The 24,638-nt window shown below is 25.0% G+C and carries 22 protein-coding genes; 7 read left to right on the top strand and 15 right to left on the bottom strand.

Translation table 4 applies throughout. The features are described 5' to 3' along the window. Positions 1-250: 250 nt before the first annotated feature. Together EGN60_RS01620 and EGN60_RS01625 are read left to right on the top strand one after the other, a co-directional pair. On the top strand, positions 251-1,042 hold the full coding sequence (locus EGN60_RS01620) for an ABC transporter ATP-binding protein (protein WP_245979626.1): 792 nt from the start codon (positions 251-253) through the stop codon (positions 1,040-1,042). 153 nt (positions 1,043-1,195) lie between these two features. Then, positions 1,196-1,507, top strand: coding sequence for a hypothetical protein (locus EGN60_RS01625; protein WP_124724356.1), 312 nt, complete (start codon positions 1,196-1,198; stop codon positions 1,505-1,507). Between the two features lie 20 nt (positions 1,508-1,527). Here EGN60_RS01625 and EGN60_RS01630 read toward each other — a convergent pair whose 3' ends face one another. After that, complete coding sequence (locus EGN60_RS01630; protein ID WP_124724357.1) at positions 1,528-2,256, bottom strand: LicD family protein; 729 nt, start codon at positions 2,254-2,256, stop codon at positions 1,528-1,530. A 95-nt stretch (positions 2,257-2,351) separates the two neighbouring features. Between EGN60_RS01630 and EGN60_RS01635 the strand changes: the two genes are divergently transcribed. From EGN60_RS01635 to recO, 4 genes are read left to right on the top strand one after another with little or no spacing between them, the layout of a single operon-like run. Further along, positions 2,352-4,499 carry a HinT-interacting membrane complex protein P80 gene (locus EGN60_RS01635; protein ID WP_124724358.1) on the top strand — a complete coding sequence of 716 codons (2,148 nt, stop codon included), beginning with the start codon at positions 2,352-2,354 and terminating at the stop codon, positions 4,497-4,499. Positions 4,500-4,510: 11 nt separating this feature from the next. Continuing rightward, a complete protein-coding gene (locus EGN60_RS01640) occupies positions 4,511-6,250 on the top strand; it encodes a HinT-interacting membrane complex lipoprotein P60 (protein ID WP_124724359.1) in 1,740 nt (579 codons plus the stop codon). Continuing rightward, positions 6,250-6,576 carry a histidine triad protein HinT gene (gene hinT / locus EGN60_RS01645; protein WP_124724360.1) on the top strand — a complete coding sequence of 109 codons (327 nt, stop codon included), beginning with the start codon at positions 6,250-6,252 and terminating at the stop codon, positions 6,574-6,576. The genes EGN60_RS01640 and hinT overlap by 1 nt, the downstream gene beginning before the upstream one ends. Before the next feature lie 23 nt (positions 6,577-6,599). Further along, complete coding sequence (recO, locus tag EGN60_RS01650; RefSeq protein WP_157977614.1) at positions 6,600-7,274, top strand: DNA repair protein RecO; 675 nt, start codon at positions 6,600-6,602, stop codon at positions 7,272-7,274. A gap of 11 nt (positions 7,275-7,285) precedes the next feature. Here recO and EGN60_RS01655 read toward each other — a convergent pair whose 3' ends face one another. The 14 genes from EGN60_RS01655 to EGN60_RS01720 form a co-directional block, all read right to left on the bottom strand. After that, entirely contained in the window at positions 7,286-9,802 is a 2,517-nt protein-coding gene (locus tag EGN60_RS01655; protein WP_124724362.1) for a valine--tRNA ligase, read from the bottom strand. Between the two features lie 77 nt (positions 9,803-9,879). Further along, entirely contained in the window at positions 9,880-12,177 is a 2,298-nt protein-coding gene (locus EGN60_RS01660; RefSeq protein ID WP_124724363.1) for a hypothetical protein, read from the bottom strand. Further along, positions 12,177-13,184, bottom strand: a complete 1,008-nt coding sequence (locus EGN60_RS01665; protein ID WP_124724364.1) for an ECF transporter S component — start codon at positions 13,182-13,184, stop codon at positions 12,177-12,179. The genes EGN60_RS01660 and EGN60_RS01665 overlap by 1 nt, the downstream gene beginning before the upstream one ends. A 33-nt stretch (positions 13,185-13,217) precedes the next feature. Then, positions 13,218-14,324, bottom strand: coding sequence for a YhjD/YihY/BrkB family envelope integrity protein (locus EGN60_RS01670; protein WP_124724365.1), 1,107 nt, complete (start codon positions 14,322-14,324; stop codon positions 13,218-13,220). Continuing rightward, complete coding sequence (gatB, locus tag EGN60_RS01675; protein WP_124724366.1) at positions 14,324-15,742, bottom strand: Asp-tRNA(Asn)/Glu-tRNA(Gln) amidotransferase subunit GatB; 1,419 nt, start codon at positions 15,740-15,742, stop codon at positions 14,324-14,326. The genes EGN60_RS01670 and gatB overlap by 1 nt, the downstream gene beginning before the upstream one ends. Next, the gene (locus EGN60_RS01680) at positions 15,735-17,063 is read right to left on the bottom strand and encodes an amidase family protein (RefSeq protein WP_124724367.1); all 1,329 of its coding nucleotides are present in this window, start codon (positions 17,061-17,063) and stop codon (positions 15,735-15,737) included. Before EGN60_RS01680 ends, gatB begins: the two co-directional genes overlap by 8 nt. Next, positions 17,053-17,355, bottom strand: coding sequence for a glutamyl-tRNA amidotransferase (locus tag EGN60_RS01685; protein ID WP_124724368.1), 303 nt, complete (start codon positions 17,353-17,355; stop codon positions 17,053-17,055). Before EGN60_RS01685 ends, EGN60_RS01680 begins: the two co-directional genes overlap by 11 nt. A gap of 9 nt (positions 17,356-17,364) precedes the next feature. Then, positions 17,365-18,198 carry an RluA family pseudouridine synthase gene (locus EGN60_RS01690; RefSeq protein WP_124724369.1) on the bottom strand — a complete coding sequence of 278 codons (834 nt, stop codon included), beginning with the start codon at positions 18,196-18,198 and terminating at the stop codon, positions 17,365-17,367. Continuing rightward, positions 18,191-18,817: an SMC-Scp complex subunit ScpB gene (gene scpB / locus EGN60_RS01695; protein WP_124724370.1), complete on the bottom strand. Its 627-nt coding sequence runs from the start codon at positions 18,815-18,817 to the stop codon at positions 18,191-18,193. Before scpB ends, EGN60_RS01690 begins: the two co-directional genes overlap by 8 nt. Beyond that, entirely contained in the window at positions 18,807-19,637 is an 831-nt protein-coding gene (locus EGN60_RS01700) for a segregation/condensation protein A (protein WP_245979628.1), read from the bottom strand. The genes scpB and EGN60_RS01700 overlap by 11 nt, the downstream gene beginning before the upstream one ends. 9 nt (positions 19,638-19,646) lie before the next feature. Continuing rightward, a complete protein-coding gene (locus EGN60_RS01705) occupies positions 19,647-20,444 on the bottom strand; it encodes a lysophospholipid acyltransferase family protein (RefSeq protein WP_124724372.1) in 798 nt (265 codons plus the stop codon). A gap of 8 nt (positions 20,445-20,452) precedes the next feature. After that, positions 20,453-20,752: a 4'-phosphopantetheinyl transferase superfamily protein gene (locus EGN60_RS01710; RefSeq protein ID WP_124724373.1), complete on the bottom strand. Its 300-nt coding sequence runs from the start codon at positions 20,750-20,752 to the stop codon at positions 20,453-20,455. A 90-nt stretch (positions 20,753-20,842) separates the two neighbouring features. Next, a complete protein-coding gene (locus tag EGN60_RS01715) occupies positions 20,843-22,174 on the bottom strand; it encodes a C1 family peptidase (RefSeq protein ID WP_124724374.1) in 1,332 nt (443 codons plus the stop codon). Between the two features lie 47 nt (positions 22,175-22,221). Beyond that, positions 22,222-22,917, bottom strand: a complete 696-nt coding sequence (locus tag EGN60_RS01720) for a potassium channel family protein (protein ID WP_124724375.1) — start codon at positions 22,915-22,917, stop codon at positions 22,222-22,224. A gap of 171 nt (positions 22,918-23,088) precedes the next feature. Here EGN60_RS01720 and EGN60_RS01725 point away from each other — a divergent pair, with 171 nt between their 5' ends. Further along, complete coding sequence (locus EGN60_RS01725; RefSeq protein ID WP_124724376.1) at positions 23,089-24,636, top strand: TrkH family potassium uptake protein; 1,548 nt, start codon at positions 23,089-23,091, stop codon at positions 24,634-24,636. Positions 24,637-24,638 lie beyond the last annotated feature (2 nt).

Genomic DNA, 24,638 nt, shown 5'->3' on the forward strand with positions numbered 1-24,638 from the left:
ACGATTTAAATATTGATGAACTTTTAACTGAGGTTAATAAAACTGACGACACTAAAAAGAAAAGAAACCTAAAAAAGTTAAAGAAAAAGTTCAAAAAGAACCTAAGATAAAAAAAGAAAAAAAGCCTAAAAAGGATAAAAAAGCTAAAAAAGATAAAAACGAAACAACTGTTTTAGATTTAAATTTAGTTAACATTAAAAAACATAAAGAACCTTTTGAAATAAAAGACGAAGACATTACTGTTAAAGTTTTGGATCAAAAAACTTTAAAAGATTTTAAAAAGGCAAACAATAAACCTAGAAAAAAAGATGATAAAATAGATCAAAAAAATTCAGAAGGCAATATTGTTGAGGTTATTAATATTAAAAAAACTTATTTATCTGGAAACGTTGCAACTGATGTTTTAAGAGGTGTTAGCTTTGAAATTAAAAGAGGTGAAATAGCCATTTTATATGGTAAATCAGGTTCAGGAAAATCAACTTTGTTAAATATTATTAGTGCATTAGATAGACCTACAAGTGGAGATGTTATTGTTAATGACGTTAGCTTACCTTATTTAAGTGATAATAAGCAAACTTTATTTAGAAGAGAAAATATTTCATTTATTTTCCAAAACTATAATTTATTAGCTAATTTAAATAGTTATGACAACGTTGAAACAGGTTCATATTTGCAAAGAGATAAATCAAAACATTTAAATATTAAAGATTTATTTAAACAATTTGAACTTGAGCAATGTATGTATAAATATCCATCTCAAATGTCTGGTGGTCAACAACAAAGGGTTTCAATTTTAAGAGCTATTGCTAAAAACTCTGAAATCATGGTAGCTGATGAACCAACTGGGGCTTTAGATGAAAAAACTGGTCTAACTGTTTTAAAAATATTGCAACAAATAAACAGAGATTATGGAACTACAATAATAATAGTTTCTCACGATCCTGACGTTGCTAGTTATGCTGATAAAGTTATTTATTTAGAACAAGGAAAAGTTAAAGAAATTAAAATTCAAACAAGAAAATCAATGTTAGAAGAGAACTAAAAAAATGAACTAGTGTATAAGCTAGTTCATTTTTATATTCATTTTTTTTAAAATTTTATTCTAAATTTTAAAATAAAAATAATTTTATTTGCGTTAATGTATAATTATTATGTATTTTTAAGGAGAGATATGACTACTGGATTACTAATAACAATGATTATCTTCGGTACAGTAATAACATCACTAGTTCTTACAGTAGCGATTTTTATGATCAAAAAATCAGTTCCAAAAATATATAAAAGATTATGTTTAGTTGGACTTGGTTTTATGGCCGCATCAATCATTTACTTCATGGACATTGTAAACTACTCAATAACAGTAATTAGTTGAAAACAAGTAAAACCGCTAGTAGTTTGCATGTTAATCTTTGCAGTATTATATTTAGTATATTCTATTGCTACTACAGCAACATTTGCTACTTTTTATATACTAAAAGAGAAAGGGTATAAACTAACAAAAAAATAGGAAACCGAATTCCTATTTTTTTATTCTTCTTGTTGATTTATATTTACTGAAGCAAAACTTTTTATATTTTTATAATCTCCAAAAATATTACTTAAATAAAGATCATAATTTTCAAGTACATTAACATCAAAATTATCAAAACTTTTTTTATGAACTTTTAAATTTAAATTGGGCAATCATTTTCTATGAGAATTTTTTTTAATTAAGCCTTCTGTTGCTATATAGCCTTCTGCATTTTGAATATATAAAATTTCATAAATATCTTTATAGTTAATTAATTTAGTGCTAGGTTTTAAAATCTTAGCTAAAAAACTTTTAAATTTATTACTAAAATTTTTTAAGTCATAATAATGTAAATAATGACTCATAAAAGCTCTTTTTCTATTTTTAAATTTTAAGTAATTCAAAATATTTTTTTGATTACTTGGAATTAAAAGATTGATTTTAATAAAGACATTATTTTCTAAATTATATTCTTTTTTATTAGCTGAAATAAATAAATTTTGAGGTGAAAAATATTCTGAATGACTCATTGAATCTAGAACTCTTTGAGGATATAAATATTTTAGTTTTTCATAATCTTTATATTGCATCATAACTTCAAAATGTTCAATATTTTCATCTAAAATATAGCCATTAAAAAAAGATAATAAACTTAAATTATCCATTGAATATCACAAGTCATTTTCTTCACAAATTGACACAAATTCTTTTAAAATTTCTTTATTTTTCATAATTAAAGTATTCATAACTAAAAGTATTATAATTTAAAAGTTAAATACCTGAATAAAAAATCTATAAAAATGGTAAAATATATAAATATTGAATATAAAGAAAGGGTTATATGTCAGAAAAAGTAAAAGTTAAAACAACTGAACAAAAAGCGAAAAGAAAAAAAGTTATTTGAGCTTCTGTTTGAACAACTGCTATTGCGGCAGTTATTACAACAGGTGTTGCAGTTCCTTTAGTTCAAGCACATAAATCATTACCAAAACCAACTCCAATTTTAGGAGATAATTCAGTTTTATTAAGTCTAAGTTCACCAAATGGAGATTCTTCAACAATTACTTATGGTGATGTTGATAAAGTTCACGAACAAGTTAATGCAAGTAAACACATTGCTTCAGAAGTAGAAAAACATTTAGTTAAATATCTATATGAACAAGAATACAAAGGTTCATTATGATATGAAGCAGTTTATAATGCTGATAAAGCAAAAAGTGATGAAAAAACATTTGCATTGCCAAGTATTGATAAAGTTAGACAAGATGTCACAAAAGAAATTGATGACCTTGAAGTCAAATTCCAAGAGCAATTTGGTTTAGAAAAGAAAGCTGATGAAAAATTCTTAGAACAATTAGCTACACCTGAATATGGAAATGCTAAAAATAAACAAGAAGCAATTGATTATAAAGTTACTCAAAGATTAAGTAACGATGCATTTAGAAGATATCAAACCGAAACTAATTCAGACTTCACTTATTCAGAATTAAAAAATGGTATAGTTGCAAATAAAGATGTATTTTACACATATCAAGGTAAAAGAGTGGACGTTGCTAAAAAAGGAACAGTAATTAATTTAAGTTTTGCAACTGAAAATCAAAATTATGTTTTACCAGTTGATAGTGATGTTGAAGTTAAAACAAATACAAAAGATGAAATCAAAATTCCTATTTTTGTAACTAAATCATTTGTTGAAAGTCAAAAAAGAGCAGATAGATTTTTAGCTCCTTGAATTAACCGCAAACAATCAATTACCTCATCTATTTCATTATCAGCTCACCCAGTTGCTAAAGATAGTGCTAAAGAATGATCAGTAACAAAAGATGAAATAATTAAACTTTTAACATTTAGTGCATACTTAACAGACGATGGAAAAGTTGAATTAGCTTTAGGAGTTGATAAATTACCTACTTTTAAAGGCTTAAGTTCATTATTGGCAGCTGATAAAATTACACCTCAAATTGAAAATGCGGCACGTAATGATGAAAAATTAATTCAATATGTTGCTTCAGATACATCATTAGCTTCAAAATATGGTTCAAATGGTTTTGAAAATATTAAAACAAAAATTGGATCAAAAAATCCAGATGACTACATTCCATTAATTTCAATTCTTTTAGGCGATGCAACTGCAAATTCAGGTATTTTTAAATTTGAACAAAAAGACAATTTATTTACTAAATTAAAAGAAGAACTTGTAAAAGTATTTGGTGACAATCAATTTACAGACACTGATAAATCACAAAAGAAATTTAGTGAAATATTAAATAAAAAGGAAACATTAGAAAAAACTGATAAATACGTTGAAAAATACACACGTTATAATGATGCAATTAAAAAATTCATTAATGATATGACAGATCAAGACTTTAATGAAAAATTTGGTTTAGCATTTAGAAATGCATTTGGTCATGAAAATGAAAAATATCAAGTTTCTAAAATTATTAAAGTTAAAGATAACTATGTTTTAGTAACTGATAAAGGTATAACAATTGAAAACGTATTTAAATTAGATTCTGAAGATGTCGTTAGACGTTTAATTACACATGATTTATCAATTTTATCAAAAGCAAATTATACAAGTACTTTAACAACTCAATTATTTAACTTAGACAGTATTTTTAGTGAAATTTTAACTAAAGATTTCATGGTAGATGATTTATTAAAAGAAGATGATTTTGTAAGCTATATCAAAAATCAAGATTTAACTACATTAGATGGTCAAACAGCTAAGTTTACTGATGAAGATATTGATAAAGCTAAAAAATATGAAGTATTATTAACTCAAATTAAAGATCAAAACTTAATTGATGGTAAAGCTAACCAAGTAAAAGATTATTTAAAAACTGAAATAGAAAATGGTTTATATAGAGACTATAAATTAGATGCTGATACAAACAAATTCTATTTTGAAACTCAAGGTAAAGATAAAGACTTATTAACATACTTATTTGAAACTATTACTAAATTTATTAGAGGAAATAACTAGAGAGGAGAGAAATGAAAAGAAATAGATTATTAGGTTTATTAACTTCATTAGTACCTTTAGCAGTTTTACCTATTGCAGCTAGTTGTTCAACTAAAAAAGAAAACAAAACAACAAGTGCTGGCTTTCAAGAAAGTGTTTTAAAACAAAATTTAACAAAAAATAATATTTTAACAAGAGTCTCAAATCAATTTTTAGAAACTTTTTATGGAAATGAAGTTGCAACTTTAACTGAAGATGAAAAAGCTTCAGATCCAATCAAAGTTTTAATAAACAAACCAAGTTCACAATTATTTAATGATATTAAAAAAGTTTTTAAATTCTATGCTGATCAAAAGTTAAAAGAAAACCCTCAATTTTTCTGAAGTTTAAGATCTAATTATATAAATGCTAATGTTGATACAACTGACTTTAACCCTACACCTTTTGCTATTCCAACAGATGATCAACTTAAATTTATGCTAAATAATTCAGAATTTATAGAAACTGATATTAGATTAGATTTACAAAAAAGATTACTAGTTTATAACTACTTATTAAAAAATAGAGATGAATATAGAAATCTAGCAAATGATAGTTCAGGCCGTGACTTATATCAATTGTCTTTAAAAGATGAAATGAATAAAAAAGAAACAGCTGACTCAGTTAAAGATCTATATAATGCTTTAAATTTCCAAGATAATTCATTATATCTAATTAAATACTTAATAGATAATCCAAAATTAGAAGAATGATCATTTACAGATGATAGAGATATGAATTTACGTTGAGGTCAAGCTAATGTATCATCATTCGCGGAATTTAATGCATTAGCATCATATAACCCAAGTGCTACACCTCAATATGACTTTAACCCTCCAATTAAAAACCCTGATTTACTAATTGCAACAGGATCTTCAGAAGGTCAAGACGTTTTAAAAACTTTATTAGCATATAAAGGTTTAACAGCTAATACATCAAGTGGAGAACTTTCAGGTACTTTAGCAAACGTTAAAGCTGATTTATCAAGCGTATTTGGATTTGTAGATCCAAGAACAAATCGTGTTTATTCACAAGATAGTTTCAAATTTGCAAAAATATTAGCTCAAGTAGGTAAACCACCTAAAGCTAAAAAAGACGGTTCTTTTGATAGCAAATTATCAGAAAAGAAACTAGACACTTTAGCAGCTGAAGATATTCAATTCGAAGGTTTAAATAGAGATAGTATTAATAAAAATTTATTTACTAAACAAATTACAGTAGATCAAACAACTTACACTCTTCAATACAAAATTAATGCTTTAATTACTTTTGATGGTCAAGCTGTTACAATCCCTGTGCGTTTGAGTGTTAAAGAATTAGGCGCAAGAAACTATTATGATTACAGTGCTAAATTAAAATATACAGAAAGTTCAAATTCAGTTAGTGAAGTAGATTTACCAAACTTTAACTTAGATAAATATCCTCAAACTGTTGATATGATTAAGGATAATAAAATCCAAGCTAAATATGTAATTAAAATTTCACCATTATATAGAACAGAAACTGTTAAAGAAGGTGATCAAGATGTTTCTAAAGAAGTTTTAACTTTTAATGGAACACCTTGAGAAAGTGCAACTCAACAAGAAAATATAGCCTTAACTATAGCAACAAATGATGCGGATAATTTATATCGTGAAGCTGTAAAATACTTTAAATTCTTAGGCTTTAAATTTGACGAGCAAAAAATGAATAGAAATGTTACAGACATTTTAAAAATAGAAGGATTAATTTAATGGAACGAGATATTTTTCAAAGAATCATTGATCGTGATTTACCAGCAACAATAATATATGAAGATGCCAAAGTTATAGCATTTTTAGATATTAATCCAGAAACAAAAGGACACTTTTTAGTAGTATCTAAAAAATACTCAGAAAATTTATATGACATTAAAGATGAAGATTTAGCTGAGCTTATGCTAGCAGCTAGAAAACTAGCTTTAGAACAAACTGAGAGACTACACGCTACTGGTTTTAGATTAGTTGTAAACAACAACGAATCAGCAGGGCAACAAGTGTTCAGAACTCACGTACACATTATTCCTTATTATGAAGACTAAAAAATCAACAAACGTTGATTTTTTTGTTATTATTTTTTTATGGATATAGTAGAAAAAAAGTAATTATTTTAAAAAAAATACCAGTAAATGAATATGATGAAATAATTGAATGTTTAGGAGAAAATGGATTATTTAGTTTCTTTGCTCCTGGTATAAAAAAAATTACCTCAAAAAATGCCTTTAATTTGCTACTATTTTCTTTAAGTTTTCTTGAATTAATTAACTCACATAAACCAAATTTACTTTTAAGATTAAAAAAAGCAACAGCTTTAATTACTCTTGAAAACTATACTAATTTTTTAAAAGATATTGAAGTAATTAAAACTTTTTTATTAAAATTAAGTCCTGGCAATTGTTCAGAAATTATTAATACTTATGAAAAATTAATTCCATTATTAAAAACTAAGACAAAATCAGTAACAAACTATTTATTGTATAAGATCTTAATAAAAGAAGGTATTAATCCTATTTTAGATCATTGTGCTGAATGTAATAATTTAGATAATATAGTTGATTTTTCATTTCATAAAGGTGGTTTTTTATGTTCTATTCATTCAAAAAACGAAATAGATGTTAAATATTTAAGAGCAATATATTATATAAATAAAGATTTTGAAACATTTGATAAAGCTTGTGATTATCAAGTTTCTGAATATATCTATAATATCTTAGTTGCATATTTAAATGAAAATATGTAAAAAAAAGTAGCTTAATTGCTACTTTTTTTAGATTTTAATTGTTCTTCATAGAATGCTAGTTGTTCACTGAATTCTGCAATTTTATCTTTTTTATCTTGAATAGTTTTAGGATTTGCTTTAGCCATAAAGTCAGGATTTGAAATAAATCTTGAATTAAATTCTATTTCGAATTTGCATTTTTCTATTAACTTTTTCAATTCTTCTAATTCCGCTTTAGCTGCATTTTCATCTAATTTAATATAAATTTCTTGATTTAAAACTTTTAAAGATAAATCATGATTTTCTTTAAATTCGAAGTTTGTTAGTTTATTAATAATTAATAAATCATTTTCTGATAATTGATTATTATCTAAATAGAAATATAAAGTTTGTGATTTTGATATTTTTTTATCTTCACGGTATTTTCTTAAAGTTGTAATTAAAGAAATAATAAATTTAACATTATTTTCTTTAATATCACTTACTTTAATTAAATCATCTACTTGTTTTTCTAAAAGTTCATCTTCATACATTGTTTCAAATAAATAATCTGTTAAAAAAGGCATGTATGGATGTAAAACAATTAACATTTGTTTAAATAAGTGATGAATTAAGTTGGCGTTATTTTTGAATTTTAAAAACTCTAAATATCAAGAAGAAAAATCATTAATTATAAAGTCTTGAATATGTTTAAAAATAATAGTAAATTCATATTTTTTCATAGCTTCATCTACATTATTTTTAAATTCATTAAATTTATTAATGATTCAAAAATCATACTCATCTAAGTTTTTTGTATTAAAATCAATTTCAGTTCTTTCAAAATTATTTATTAAACGTGCTATGTTTCAGAATTTGTTAATAAATAATCTAGCCATTTGAATTTTTTCATCACCATAATTAATGTCTTGTCCAGGAGTTGAATTAAAAATTAAAGACATTTTTAAAACATCAGATCCATATTGATCAATAACAGCGATAGGATCAATTCCATTGCCTAAAGATTTAGACATTTTTCTACCTTGTGAATCTCTTACTAAACCATGTAATAAAACTTTTTTAAATGGTTTTTTATGCATAAAATGTAATCCTTGGAAATACATTCTAGAAACTCAGAAGAAAATAATATCATATCCAGTTACTAATAAATCAGTTGGGTAGTAATGATTTAATTTTTCATTACTTTGAGGTCAACCTAAGAAAACAAAAGGACTTAGAGCTGATGAAAATCAAGTATCTAAAACGTCATTATCTTGACTTCAACCTTGACCAGGACTTTCGATTTGAACTTTAATTTGGTCATCTTTATATCATGCAGGAATTCTATGACCTCATCAAATTTGACGACTTATTGTTCAATCATGAGCGTTTTCCATTCATTGTCTTAAAGTACTTTCAAAACGTACAGGAATAATTTCAACTTTATCTTCGCTATCTAAATGATTTAAAATATCTTTAGCTAATTTTTCCATTTTAACAAATCATTGAGGTTGAACTAAAACTTCAATAGCTTCTTTTGATCTTTCTGAATATCCAACGTTTGAAATAACTTTTTCTTCTTTAATTAAATAACCTTCTGCTTTTAATTTTTTGGCTATTTCTTCTCTTGCTTTGAAACGGTCTAAACCTTTAAATTCAGCTGCGTTTTCATTCATTAATCCATTTTTATCAATGCTTTCAACTAAATCTAGTTTATAGTTTTTAATTATTTCAATGTCATCCATTGCATGAGCTGAAACTTTCATTAGCCCACTACCAAAGTTAGGATCAATACTTTCTGATTTAACAATAGGTATTTCTTTTTTTGTTAAAGGATGAACAATTATTTTATTAATTAAATCATTAACTCTTTTATCTTCGGGATTAATTGCAATAGCAACGTCTGAATAAAGTGTTTCTACTCTTGTTGTTGCTATTTCTAAATACTCATCACTATCTTTAATTGGATATTTAATGTAGTACATTTTTTGTTCAGTTTCTTTATTAATTACTTCAATATTAGATAAAGCAGTTTGTAATTTAGGATCTCAATTTATAGCTTTATTATCTCTATAAATTAAACCTTCTTTATACATTTGAACAAATATTTTTAAAACAGCTTCGTTAGCTTGAGAATCTAAAGTAAATCTTTCTGATTCATAGTCTAAAGCTAAACCTAATTTTCCTCATTGTTGAGTTATATTATTTGAATATTCATCTTTTCATTTTCAAATTTCTTCTATTAAAGCTTCACGGCCGATATCATATCTTGTTAGTTTTTTGTTTTCTAGTAATTGTTTTTCAACTACTGCTTGTGTAGCAATACCAGCATGATCTTTACCTGGTAAAAATAAAACATCATATCCATGTAATTTTTTATATCTTATAACAGTGTCTTGAATATAACCATCTAAAGCATGACCAATATGTAATTTTCCTGTTACATTAGGAGGTGGTAAAATGATGGTAAAAGGTTTTTTATTTTTATCATGTTTTGAAAAGAACCTTCTTTCAATTCATTTAGCATTTCTTTTTTCTTCAATTAATTTATGATCTAAATTTTTTTCCATTTCACTTACTCCTTTATTTTCTTTAATTATTTCATTATCAATACTTAAATCAATAATTGTTGTTTCTTGAAAACTTTCTAAATCTTCAATTTTATCTTTTTCTCACTTTTAATTTCAGGTTTTAAAAATAAAAGATTATTTAATTTTTGATTTTTAATGTTGTTTTCAGTTGCTCAACTATTTAGTTGGTTTCAAGTACAGTAAATGCTGTGATTATTTTCAATTTCGAATTTAAACATATTTTCATATGTTTTAGATTTTAGAAAATCTTTTAGTTGTCTTTCAGTGTCTTTATCATTATATGACAACATTTTTTTAACAACTGGGTTGACAGGATTTTCTATTATTAATGATGTTTTACCTTTTTCAATAATTTGGTGGTTATTGATAATATATAAATCGGTTGTATATTTGGATGCAAAGTTTATATCATTTAAAAAATATAAAGCCATTTTGTTATTATCAAAAACATATTTGTTAAATAAAGTAAATAATTTATGTCTTTTTTCAACTTCTAATTTTCTTATGCAGTTTCCTAAAATAATTAATGAAGGATTATTTATTAATATTTTTTGAATTTCAATTTGAATTCTTTTTTCTAAATCGATAAAACGAATTTTTTGTTGTAAATCTTGCAATAAAAATTGAGAAGCATTGATTATTTTATAAACCATTAATTTAATTACTAGATTATCTAATATATTTCTATTAATTTTATCTGAAGAAAGTAATTTATTATAATTACTAAATTCGCTGTGAAGTCTATAAATTAAACCAATGTTAAAAATCAAAATTTCAATGTTTTTAATAAAAGTTATATTAGGGTGTTCTTTATCTATATCTTTAAAATCTTCAGAAACATTTAGATATCTAGCTAATGCAATTTTGATTTCTGAAAAGTTATTTGAAATATCTTGCATTAATTTTAAATTATTGCTAGTTAAATCTTGACCTTGTTTTTTTAGTTCTTCTGATTCTTTTTTAAGTAATAAACCTTTTGTTTTAATATTTCATAAATATTCATTTTTAGCTTCTAAATAATTGTTTCTAATTATTTTATTTTTTTCTAATTCAGCTATTGATTCATAAATTGTAATAATTGGTTTATTTTTGTTTTTATTTGATTTTATTAAATCTGAAATTATAGAATCAAAGTTTTTTCTAGCTAGCTCAAAGTGTTCTAAAAATATACCAGTTTCTAGCTTAAAGTTTTTTGAAATAATACTTTTAATTCTATTTTTAAATTCAAGCTTATTATTGCTATCAGCAATTATATTTATATCATTAATAATATTTGGTTTTAAATCAAATATTTCATTAATTAATTTGCTTCAAGTTGCATAATGCATCTTTTTAAAATCTTCTTTATAGTTATTTAAAAAACTTATAAAACTTTTATTAAAATAAAACTTTTTAATTAAATGAATATATTTATCATTATTGTTTTTTGTTTTTTTAATTTCTTTTAATGTTACTTCATTTTCTTTTTTTAAGTCAAGTAACAATTTAGAAAAATAAAATCTAGTTTCAGTTAATTCACGTTGTTTTATTTTATTAATACTATAAAAACGAGTTAAAAATTTTCAAAGCTTAAAAGTGTCTTTTCTTTTATTTAATTTTTTTAAATTTTCTTCATAAGCTTTTTTAGTTTCAATATATTCACGATAATTTAAAAATCAAACATTATTTTGATAGTCATTAAAAATATCTGAAATATTGTTTAGAAGTTTATTTTCATGGGTTTGAAAAGTTGAAATAACTTCAAAAGTATGAGATGAAATAGCAGTTATTTTTTGATTTAATTTAGCCAAATTAGGATATTTTAGTTCATCTTTATCTATTTGAGTAATTTCTAAAAGCAATGTTTTTAAAGTTTGCGCTAAACCTTTTTGAAGTTCAAGGTGATTAACTCAATAATGCTTTTGTAAAGCTAATTGATATTCATCATATATATTTTTTCAATTTTTAAAATAGTAGTCAGTTATACCTGAAATAACTTGACTTTGTTTAAAATATGAATTTAAATATTCATAAGCTGTTAAATCAGATAGATTATCATTACTAAAAATATCTTCATTAAAGCCATACGCAAAGTTTTTTCTAAAAATATTGTTTTTATAAGTTAAATCAAATTTATCATTATTTGATTGAAATTCAATTAAACCTTGGTATTTTTTAGGATTAATATTAGTGTCTGTTAGATATTTAAAAATTAGTTCTTTTGTTTCTTCATCTTCACCTAAAATTCCTAAAATTGCTCCTGATGATAAATTAAAATTTAAATAGTTAAATCAATTTTTATCAGAGTATAGACTGTTTTTATTATTAGCACCTAAATTTCAAACTCTAAAAGCGGTAAGACCATCTTTATTCATTAGAAACGATCTCCCTCTTTTGATTTAATTAAGGTTGCAATAATTTTATATGTTGCTAAAATGATTGCTAAGTTAAAAAAGATTTTTACAGGACTTAAAAGAGTTTGACCAGTTATATTTACTCAAAAATCAGTTTTTAAAGTAGAAGTATCAGCTCATGAAAGTAAGATAACATTTATGAATTCTAATACAGCACAGAATGAAATAATAGCCATAACTTCTATAAATGTTTGATAATTTTTCTTTAAAAATAGTCTATAAAAAACAACAAATATAAACATTGCACAATAACCTGAAATAGTTAAAATAATGTAGAAAATTTTATTTTTTATAAATCTATTTAGTTCAAATATCGAAGCATCTAATTTTGAGAATATTGCTAAAATAATTAAAACTTGTAAGGCTAACATTAAAACAGTAGAAATAAATGAAAAGTTAATCATTGCTGTTGGTTTTTTTCTAGCTTCTAATAAAATTATTTTTACTTCATAAAAAGCGATTCTTTCTGAAAAATATTGTAAATCTTCAGAATTACCTCTAACAACAGCATTGTCATATTGAATTTTAAAATATTCAACATATTCTTTAAATTTATAGATACGATAATTTCTTGAAAAGAAAATTTCATTCATATTAAAGAAATAATAAGCGGCTAAGCCAGGTATAAAACCTGCAGTTGCGACGGCTAAGGTGTAAAGAAAATTATAATAAGTGGGAACTAAAGCAAAAGAAATTAAATCAGCTAAGACCCCAGTAATGACTCCAACTAAAGGACCAAAAATAAAGCCAGTAATTTTAATAGGTAAGCCAATAAAACTAAACTTAAAACTTGGTAAAGCAGTAATTGGGAATATTCTGACTGAAATTAAGAAAAATACAACTGAAATAGCAATTAAAACACCTACGAAGGCGATTTTCTTTGAATTTCATTTTTTATAAGAAATATTTGTTTGAGTTCTAACTCAACGCAAATAATGTTTTAATCCACCTGGTAAGCGATAGTCCATAATTTTCCTTTATTTTATATTTAAATTATATTCTTAAATTCTAATCTTTTTATTTTTAAATCAACTTGATTTTTCTGCTATTGGTAATTTTATAAAAGTGTTATAAAAACTTGAGTTTACTATGGCTCCAGCATATATAAAATAACCCATAATTGATAATAGTAATATTACATACATAAATGTAGCAACAACACCGAATTTTTTATAAGGTATTAAAGATGCTAATGAACCAAAAATTAAAATAAATATTGATGTAGGAATTGAAGCAATTAATGCTCCTGAATTAACATGTGAAAATTTTAATTTAAAACTTGGCGCAAATTTAAAGTAAACTAGAAAAGTTAAATAAGTTAAAACGGGTAATAAAATAATAATTGAAAATCAAAAAATTAAATAAAATTCCCATCCTAATTTAAAGTCTGCTAAAGTCATTTTAGATAGATCTTTTAAAAAGACCCCTAAATTAGCATTTTCAATAACAAATGTTGTAAAAGCAGTTAAACCTAATAATAAAACCATTAAACCAAAAGCTAATATTAAACTTGTTATAAAACCTTTAATTCTTGTTTTTCATAATCTATTAGGTGATTTATATCCATATAAAGCATCAATAGAATCAATAAATTTTGCATATCCTTTTGAAGAAAGTCATAAAACTGAAAATGCAAATAATAGAAAAGCAATTGCACCTCCAGCAGTATTTCAAAGCGTAGAAATTGAAGGTATTATTTCACCTATTCCGGGTATAATTTGACCTAAAATAATTAGTTTTAAAACAGTTTCATATTTAATGTTTATTGATGAAATTATTCCTAAAACTAAACATATTATAGGAACAAATGATAAAAATAAATACATAGCATAACCAGCAGGCACAAAAGCAAACTCGTTAGAATTTAATTTATCATATGTTGTATTAACAATTTCTTTTCCTTTTAATCTTGAGCTTTTTAGATATCTTGGAATTGCTATAAATAAAATTGCAAAAATTATTCATTTAATTATTTTTTCAAAAACGCTGTTGTTTTTTTTAGATTTAATAATTTGAGAAGAATCGACTGTAACAAAGTTTTCTTGTTTTTGTTCTTTTTTTTGTGCTTCTCAACCGCTTTTTATTTTGTTTTTTCTTGGTTTAAACATTATCTTGGAAACCTTTTTGCAATTAATTCATTTAATTCTTTAGCATTTGCCTTGCCCATTGTTTTTTTCATACATTGGCCTAAAGCAAATTTTGAAGCTCTATCATAATTTTTTGAAAATTCAGCTTCTAGACTTGGATTTTCTTTTAAGATATCTTCAAAAACTTCTTCTAAAGATTTTTCATTTTTTTCTAAATATAAATTATTTTCTTTAATTAAATCTAATAAATTTTTTGAAGAATTTGTTTCTTTTAATTCAATTATTTTATGAATATTTTTTTTGTCAATTTCATTTTTAAATAATAAAGATAATAATGTTTCAAAATCTTTATTGTCAAATTTAAGTTCAGTTATATTTTTTGAATTTAAATTTAAATAAGAAACTAAATCTGAAAAAAAGATATTTGCTGCTTTTTTAAAGTTATCAACTTTTATACTATCTAAATAATTAGCATATTCAATATTATTTACTAATTGTGAAATTTGAACATCATTTAGATCTAAAGATTTATATCTCATTTCTTTTTCATAAGGAGTTTCTGAAATGGTTACTGAATTTATTAATTCATCACTTAATGAAATGGCGGGAATATTTGGTTCAGGATAGTATTTATAATCAATTGCTGAACTTTTAGATCTCATTGAAACAGTAGTTTGTGAACTCTCATCAAATCTTTTTGTTTCTTGCTCAAATGTTTCATTATTTAAATATTTTTGAATTTGTCAATTCGCTTCATATTCAATAGCTTTTTCGACATTTGAAAGTGAATTTAGGTTTTTAATTTCAACTCTTGTATTATATACATCGCTACCTAGTTTTCTTACTGAAATATTAACATCAGTTCTTAAACTTCCCTCATTCATTTTCGCATCACTAATATTTAATAGTAAAGCAGTTTTTCTAATGGCATCAACATAGGCTACTGCTTCTTTTGCTGATCTCATAACGGGATCTGAAACTATTTCAATTAAAGGAACACCTGCTCTATTGTAATTTAAATAAGTATAAGGACCTTCATGAAGTGATTTTGCAGTGTCTTCTTCTAAATGAATTCTTTGAATTGAAATATCTTTTCATTCATTATCTAATTTAATTTCAATAGTTCCGTTAGACCCAATTGGGTTAAATTGTTGAGTAATTTGATAACCTTTTGTTAAATCAGGATAAAAATAATTTTTTCTATCAAATCTAATAAGTTTATCAATTGTCATATTTAAAGCTTTGGCTAATTTTATTCCTTTTATAATAGCTTCTTTATTTACTAATGGTAAAGAACCAGGATAAGCTAAATCTATATTTGAAACTGCTTCGTTTGCTTGTAAATTAAAATCATTTGCTACTGGAGAAAACATTTTTGTTTTAGTGTTTAGTTCTATATGAATTTCAATTCCAATAATAATTTCTCAATCTTTATTCATTTTTATCTCCAATTATTTTTTCAATATATAACGCATGATTTAATAATTTTTTGTCTTGATACAATTCAGCATCTATTGCTAAATTAAATGGCATATTATCTTTTTGTTTATCATTTCCAAGTTTTAAAGTTAAAGACGGATTTCCTGTTAAATTAGCATTTGTAAGAATGAAATCCATAAAGTTTCCTTCATAACGTTCATTAAATTTAGGTGCAACATCATTAGCGGCTGGGTAAATAAATATATCCGCTTTTTTATGAATTTCAGTAAAATAGTTTGATAAATAACGACGCATTTTTTTAGCTTTTACAAAGTATTTAATTTGATTTTCTTGTGATAAAAATAAACTTCCTAAAATTAATCTAGATTGAACCATTTTTCCTAAAAGTTCTGATCTTGTTTTTAAATAAGTTTGCTCTCAATTTTCACCTTCAAGTCTATTTCCAAATTCAACACCTGTTAAATTTGCCAAATTTGAAGAAGCTTCTGAAAATGAAATAACTTTATAAACTACATCAATAGCGTTTAAAAGGCTTTCATTAACTTCAATTTTGACTAATTCAACTCCTTCATTTTTTAATTTATTTAATAATTCTTGATAACTGTTTTTTATTGCTTCGCTAACATAATTAAAACAATCTAAATAAGCTACTTTTTGTGGTTTTGTTTCTTTTATTTCTTGAATATCAAAAGATAAATCAAGTGAAGTTAAATCGTGTTTTAAATCTTGTTTGAATAAAACAGAAGTAACATAAGCTGAATCTAAAACATTATGACTAAAGTAAGCAACTGTGTCTAATGATGAAGCAAAGGCATATAAACCATAACGGCTAATAGCACCATAACTAGGTTTAAAACCAACTACACCAATGTTACTTGCTGGCTTTCTTACTGAATCTCCTGTATCAGAACCAATTGCAAAAGAAATGTTAGAGCTAAAACTTGCAGCAGCTCCGGAAGAAGAACCACCAACTAAATAATCATTATTTAAAGGATTTTTTATAATTCCAGCGCTTGAATATTCTCCAGAACCACCTAACCCAAATTCATCTAAATTAGTTCTAGCTACACAACTTGCACCTGCGTTTCTTAACAATTTTAAAATTGTTGCTTCGTAGTTTGGTTTAAAGTTTTTTAATAATAAACTTGAACCTGTTGCTTCAACATTTAAATCAGCATAGTTATCTTTAACAGTAAAAACAGTATTAGCTAAAAGTCCTTCATTCTTTAATTTCACATTTTCAAAAACATGGCATATTGCATTATTTTTATCGTTTTTAAGTTCTAAAATTGCATTTGATAAATTACCTTTATTTTTCATTTACAACTCTTTTCATAATAACAAAGTCTTCATTATTATTTGCAGCATTTTTTAAAATTGTTTCTTTAGATAAATAAAAACTTTTATCTATTTCATCTTCTCTTAGTTCATCAAATGAAAGTGCTTTTTCATTAATTCTTGCTAATGGTTTTATGTCGTCTAAATTAAATTCATGTAATTCATCTAAACCAATTTCAATTGATTTTAATAATTTTTTAGCAAGTGCAATAACTTCTTCATTAGGCTCAAACAATAAATTTTTAGCTAAGTTTTTTAAATATTCATCATTCATAAAAAACTCCTATCATTTTGGATGTGAAATAAACATTTGATCATTATATTCATTAAACTCTTCACTTAAACCGTGAAAAGTTACTGAATATGAATGTAAATATAATCTTTTAGCGAATTTTCCATTATATTTTAGATCTCCTAAAATTGGGTATCTTAAATATGCTAATGTTGCTCTTATTTGGTGTTTTCTACCTGTTAAAATTTTGGCATATTTTCTATTGCCTTCTTTATAAAAAATTGTATGCGCTTTGACTCCAAAATTAGGGTCTACTACCATTTTTTCATTTTTAATATCTTTTTTAAGTCTTACAGTTATATCTAATAATTCTTCATTAAAATCAGAAACAAATTGATAAACTTTTTCAAATTCAGCTTGTTTATTTTCAAACTCTACTAATGTTGCATAATTTTTTGCATAAACAACTAGACCACTTGTTTTTTTATCGATTCTTCCAATTGAAGCAGGTCTAAATGAAGATGTTTTTTTATAGTTTAAATATTTTAGAACTTGATTGTCTAAACTATTTTCTTCTGAATGCATAGCTATATTAACTGCTTTATCAATTATTAATAAATTTTTATCTTCAAAAATAACTTTAAAATTAATTTTTGAAACATTTTGTTCTTTAGGTTTTGAAACTTCAGTTATTCCATATATTTCAATTTCATCACCTAATTGAATTTTGTATTGTTTATCATTTATTCTTTTGCCATTTACTTTAATATCTTTTTGACGAAAAATCCGTTCAATTCTTGAAACAGGGACATTGTCACAAATTTTGATTATATATTTAAATAAAATCCGATTAATATCGTCTTTTTTTGCTCTAAGTTTAATCATCTTCTCCACCATCAGTTGACATTAAAACACCATTGTTGTCTGTGTCTTGTCTTTGTGAATCAAAAAGGTTAAAGTCTTTTTCATATTCTTCATTTTCTTCAAATTCAAATTGATTAAATTCAGGAAATGGAGGTAATTCTGCTAAAGTTTTAATTTTAAAATAGTCATAGAATTTATTTGTAATTCCATATAAAATTGGATTTCCAGGAGTTGAAGCAATACCAACTTCTTCAATAATTCCTTTTTCTAGTAAACTTGAAACAATTCCATCACTAACAACACCTCTAATGTTTGAAATCATTGAACGAGTAACAGGTTGTTTATATGCAACTATACCAGCAACTTCTATTCCGGCATTTGATAATTTTTGTTTTCTTGCAATTGTTACTAAATCTGAAACATAATCTTTTACAGCTTCGATTGTTAAGAATTTAAAAATATCATTAAACTCATGTACTTTAAAGCCATGTTCTTGTTTATTAAATTCTTCTTTAAAATCTCTTAACATTTTTCTAGCTTCATTAATTGTGTTAAGTTTAAAAACTTCTTTAATTTGCTCACAACTAACACCTTCGCTACCTTGCATAAATAAAAATGCTTCTAAAATCTTATTTTTCATATTCTACTCCTCTTTTAAAAGTTATTGGGCCTTCATTTTCTTCTTGGTAAATTTCAACTTTTTGTTGTCTTGCTAAATCAAGAAGAGCTAATAATGTAATAACGAAATGACCTTTACTTGGAACATCAAATATTTCTTCAAAATCTACTTCTTCTCTATTTTCAAATAGTTTTAAAATACGTTTTTTTTGTTCTTCAGGACTAATTGCTATTGTATTTATAGTAACTTTTCTAATGAATTTTGCTTGAACTCTTTCAAACATTCTTCTTATAGTTGCTACTAATTTTGAACTATTAGAATGACCATCTAAAACACTGTTATCGATTTCTCTAATAAAATCTTCAGAATCTTCAGCTGCTTTTTCATAAAGTAAAGCTCTTTTTTCTTCTTGAATTCTCAAAACTTCAGAAATTTCTTTGAACTTTTCATATTCAGCAATTTGTTCAAGTAATCTTTTCTTTTGCTCTTTAACTTCTTCTTCTACTTCAGGGTCTTGTAAAATCATTCTTGCTTTAAGTTGCAATAATGAAGCCGCCATAACTAAATATTCAGAAGCTATATCAAATTCATATGATTGCATTGTTTTAATAATTTCTAAATATTGGTTTGCTAATTCTAATAAGTTAACTTCAAAAATATCAATTTTTTTCTCTCGAATTAAAGTAGATAATAAATCAAGAGGACCATCAAAATTCTCTAAGTGAAAAATATTGTGTTCTCTTAAATCGTCTTTTTTGACTTCATTTTCATTTTCTTCAGTTAAATTTGGTTCAATAGAGATTTCTCTAACTTCAGGCTTTTTAATTTCTTCTAGCATCATTTTTCCTTATTAGTTTTTGTTTTCTCTTTTTGTGTAATTATTTTTTAATGTTTCTTTAGAAGTGATAACTTGTTCTTTATAATCTTTTTGAATAATTTCCTTAACTCTTTCTGTTAAGGCTTTTGGATCTAATGTATGAAACTGAACAGGTTTAAGTTGGTTGTGGAATATAATTTCAACAACTAATTTACCTATTCTTTTTCAATCTAATGAATTAGCAGCATTATTTATTGTAACTGGAACAATTGGTAAAAATGTAGATTGAGCCACTCTAAAAGCACCGGTATTAAAGTTACCTAATTTTCCATCTCTAGTTCTAGTTCCTTCGGGATAAATAACACCACAAGATTTATTTCTTTTAACAAATTGTCCAAAAGCTGTTAAAGTTTCAAGCGCTTCTCTTGGCTTTTGAGTGTCAATAAAATATGTATCACCTAAATATGAAATTAATTTAACTGATCTTTTATTTTTTGTTTCTTTTCTTGCTAAAAAGTTTACTATTCTACTTCTTTTATTTCCATCTCCATGGTTTCATAAAGCTGATCATAAGAAAAATGGGTCTAAATATGTTGAGTGGTTTGGAATAATTAAACATGGGCTGTTTGGAACATTTTCAACACCCTTAATGTCTAATTCAATATTTAAATGTTTTAAAATTTTTGCTGAATGCTTTTGTAAAAAGTGATTTCTTTCTTCAACTTTATAGTAATCAGGCATTTTTTTGAATCTTCTAGATTTAATTTCTAAAGATCAAATATTTGATAAAATAGGCAGCATTCTAAAAAATACTCTAGTTTTTAATGTCATAAAACTCCTTATTTTTCTGCCACTGCTACAACTAATCCACAGTCGTTGCTAGTTGACAAATTAAAATTTTCAAAAATGTAGCGACCTGAAGGGTCTTTATTGATTCGAACTTTTTTGAAGTTAATAAATTTGTTATCGCATTTAAATATTGCTTCTTTTAAAGCTCATCTAGTTGCTAAAAATTGAGGTTTGTCTTTTTTTTGTAGTTTTTGAAATTCTTCAAACTCTTCTAAATGCAAAATCTTTTCAATTACTTTTGCTTTCAAGTTTCTAAATCTCTTAATTTTTGTTATATCAATTCCTATCATGTTAGTCCTAATCGTTTTAAATTATATACTAAAGACTAAATTTTGAAATAACTTTGTTATTACAAAATAAAAAAGCCAGCAGGCTTTTTATTATTCTTCACATAGAGGGTCAAATGGAGAAATTTCAATAACTTCTTTATCATAAGCTTCTAAAATTTCTTTTGATAAGTATTTTTTATCAACAATAGCCATGTAATTGTATTCTGTGAATCATTCATCGCTCATTGAGAAAAATCCTTTTTTACCTAAATCTTCACCTCAGCTATTTTCAACTTTTCAGCTTAGTGGTTTTCCGTTGTTGTCTAAATTAACTCCAACCATGTTCATAGCATGACTAATTACTGATGCTCTTGATAAGAATTTTTCTTCTTTTGAAAATTCAGGAGTTTTTGTTAATGTTAAATCATAGTTGAATACTTTAAGGTCTAAAATTCCTTCTTTTGAAGCTAAAAATGTGCTAACATCACAACCAAATCAAACACTTTCTCCAGCTTTTAGTTGTTCAATCATTGCCTTTTTTAGATCTTCAATTGAAACGTTAACCATTTCTAATGGTTGACCGTTAACCATGTTTTTAGTGTCTTTTGAAACAATTAAACGATTTTTAGGTTGTGCAGGTCTTGGATCAGCTACTAAATCAACTTTGTTGTCAATAAAATCACCAACGTATTTCTCATAAAATTCTTTGGGACTTTGTTCATCTAATCTAACAAATTTTTTGTCTTTGTCTGTATATTCATATACGAATTTTTTAGGTGGTTTTCCTAATGCTTTAACTAAAATATTGTAAACATCTTCTAAAGCTTGTTCTTTTAATAAAGCAACTTTTTTAAGATCTTTACTTTTTGAAAATTCTTCTCTCATTCTCATTGTGTAAGCTTTTAATCTTCAGTTAATTTGAATAACCATGTCGTTTGTTGCTTCACTGTGGAATGATTCATTCATTATTCCTTTTGGGACAATTCCATATTTTTTAATTAATCCAGTAAAGAATTCTCAGTAACCACCATCTGAAATAGGGTTAGCATTAAAATGTCTAAATAATCTATCTTCATTATCTAACTCTAAACCTTTTTCATAAATTCATGTTAAATAAACATTTGCTTTTTCTAATTTATCATAGAAGTGTAAAAAGTTTTGTGAAAGTTCTAAAGCTTCAAGATTTAATTCTTTCATTAATTTAATTCTAACTGAGTTTAAAGCAGCAAATATTCAGCAACGTCCACTACTTTTTTGATTTGTTACAGAAGGTGTATTAACTTCAACTGAAAATTGGTAATTGTGTTTTTTAACTACTTCATTAACTGTTGATGTTGCCTTAATTCCATTTTTAAAAATAGCATTTTCAATTACTTTATTTTCTAATTTTGAGTCATAATTTTTTTCAAATTTTTCTAATAATTTTTCATCTATATTATTCATAAAATCTCCGATTATATATATTTATATTTTTTAAAATTGTTCTTATTTTAAAGCTTTTTTTGAGTTGCACAGAATTCTGAAACTATTGCTACATTATCTAAAAGACCGATAAATGTAACTAAATCATTTTCTTCAATTGTGAAGTCACCTTCAGGAATATATGATTGTCCATTTCTTTTTATCATTGTTATTAATGCATCATATTTGTTTCTAAATTGTAGTTCACTAATTTTTTTGTTAAAAATATTAGGATTTTTAACAATTACTGATGTAGAAACAAACCCATCTTGCAATTCAACAAAATATTCAGAATGAGCTGTAAGAGTTGGATATGTAACTAACATAGCAGTTTTTTTGCCAGCTTCTTCTTCTGGTGAAACAATTAATTTAACACCAATTTGTCTTAAAACTTGAGCATGTCTTTTTGATGAGGCTCTTGCAATTATAGAGTTTACACCCATTTCTTTTAATGCTGCAATAATTTCAATATTATCTGAAGTCGCAACTATAACAACGTCAAAATCGATAACATTAATTGCTTCTAAAGTTTTTTGTTCAGCACAATCAGCTACATAAATCATGTCAACTTCATCTCTAAATGGAGTTAAATGTTTTTCATCTTGATCAACTAAAATTAATCTTAAATTATTTTCTCTTTCTGATAATAATTGCTTTGCAATTGCAGAACCATAACGACCTAAACCGATTATGCAAATTTGTCCAGCATTTCAATATTTTCTCATAAATTCCTTTCTTTAATAGTTTAAATAAAATTATATAGCATTATTAATTTTTGCCTTAAAAATGCAAAAATTTACAACTAAATAGTTAAAAAATTAGTAATAATGTGCGTATATCTATATTTATTATTATATTAATAATATTATAGTATTTTTAGTGTATAATTCTCTCTTATGAAAAAGGAAAAGACAAATTTTAAAAGTAAAAGTATTTTTACGAAGATTTTCAAAAAAATCGGAACAATAAGATATATCTTTTTTATTTATGTTTTATTTACTGTTGTTATGTCTTTATTACTATTTTGAAATATTTCGCATAATGCAGATGAACATGGAAAAAAAGTGACAGTAAAATATTTAGATGCTTTATTTATAGCGGCTTCTGCATTTAGCGATACAGGGCTCACGACGGTCACGGTCACGGATACATTTAATATATTTGGGCAGGCTTTAATTGCATTTTGTATTTTTGTTGGAGGAGTTGGAATATTCACTATTAAAGTTTATGTATTTCACTCACTTCTTAATTTAAAATCAGATGTTTTAAGCAGTCAAGTTTCACAAACTGAAAGAGGTGGAAAAAATGCCTTTGAAACTAAACAAATGATTAAAGTGTCTATTACTTTTATAATTTTAGCAACCATTATTTCCTCAATAATTTTTACACTTATGTTTTACTTTAATCCTTATGGTTATTTTAATGACACTAAGGCTTTAGAAATTACAGGTAACCGTTTTAATCCTTATTTAGCAGCTAAATATAATCCTTATAGAAATATTTTTATGTCTTTAAGATATGGATTTTTCCATTCTATAAGTTCAATAAATAATGCTGGTTTTGATATCATAGGAGATAAAAGTTTACAGCCTTATTATAAAGATTATGGTCTTCAAATTATGACTATTATTGTCTTTATGATAGGTGGAATTGGTTTTCCAGTAATCTATGATATTTGACTAAAAATTAAAAGTACTAATAAAAAAAATAAAGTACACCGTTTTAGTTTATTTACTAAATTCACTCTTGTAACTTATTTTGCTACAACTGCAATTGCTCTAGCATTAACATATGTTTTTGAATTAACTTCAAGTAATCCAAATACTATTTGAAATCAAGTAGAATATGGAAACACTTGAGATAAAATATTTGCAATTTATTTCCAAACTAAGTCAACAAGATCAGCAGGATTTTCAACAGTTAACTATACAAACTTTACACAACCAACAGTCGTTTTACATGGTATTTTAATGTTTATAGGTTTCTCACCTGTTTCAACAGCTGGGGGAATTAGAAACACAACTATAGCAGTTATATTCTTAAGCGTAATGACTATGATCACAGGACGTCAAAGAATAAATGCCTTTAAAAGACAAATTGGTAAAGAAACATTAATTAAAGCAACCAATGTTTTAACTATTGGAATGCTTTTGGTAACAGTTTTTACTTTAATTACTTTTGTTAATATAAACAACCATATTCCAAATAAAAGTGAATTTGAATATCCAATGACATATGTTTTATTTGAAATATGTTCAGCTTTCGGTAATTCTGGTTTAAGTGTCGGAGCTACTAAAGAAACCGGAGTAGTTGGAAAAATATTATTAATAATTATGATGATTATTGGCCAATTCGGTATTCCTCAAACAATTAAAATTTGAGGCAAATGAAGAACTGTTCCAGAACGTTATCAATTTATATATGAAGACGTTTCAATTGGATAGGA

The sequence above is a fragment of the Mycoplasma struthionis genome, from assembly GCF_003855455.1.
GTDB classification, from domain to species: domain Bacteria; phylum Bacillota_I; class Bacilli_A; order Mycoplasmatales; family Metamycoplasmataceae; genus Metamycoplasma; species Metamycoplasma struthionis.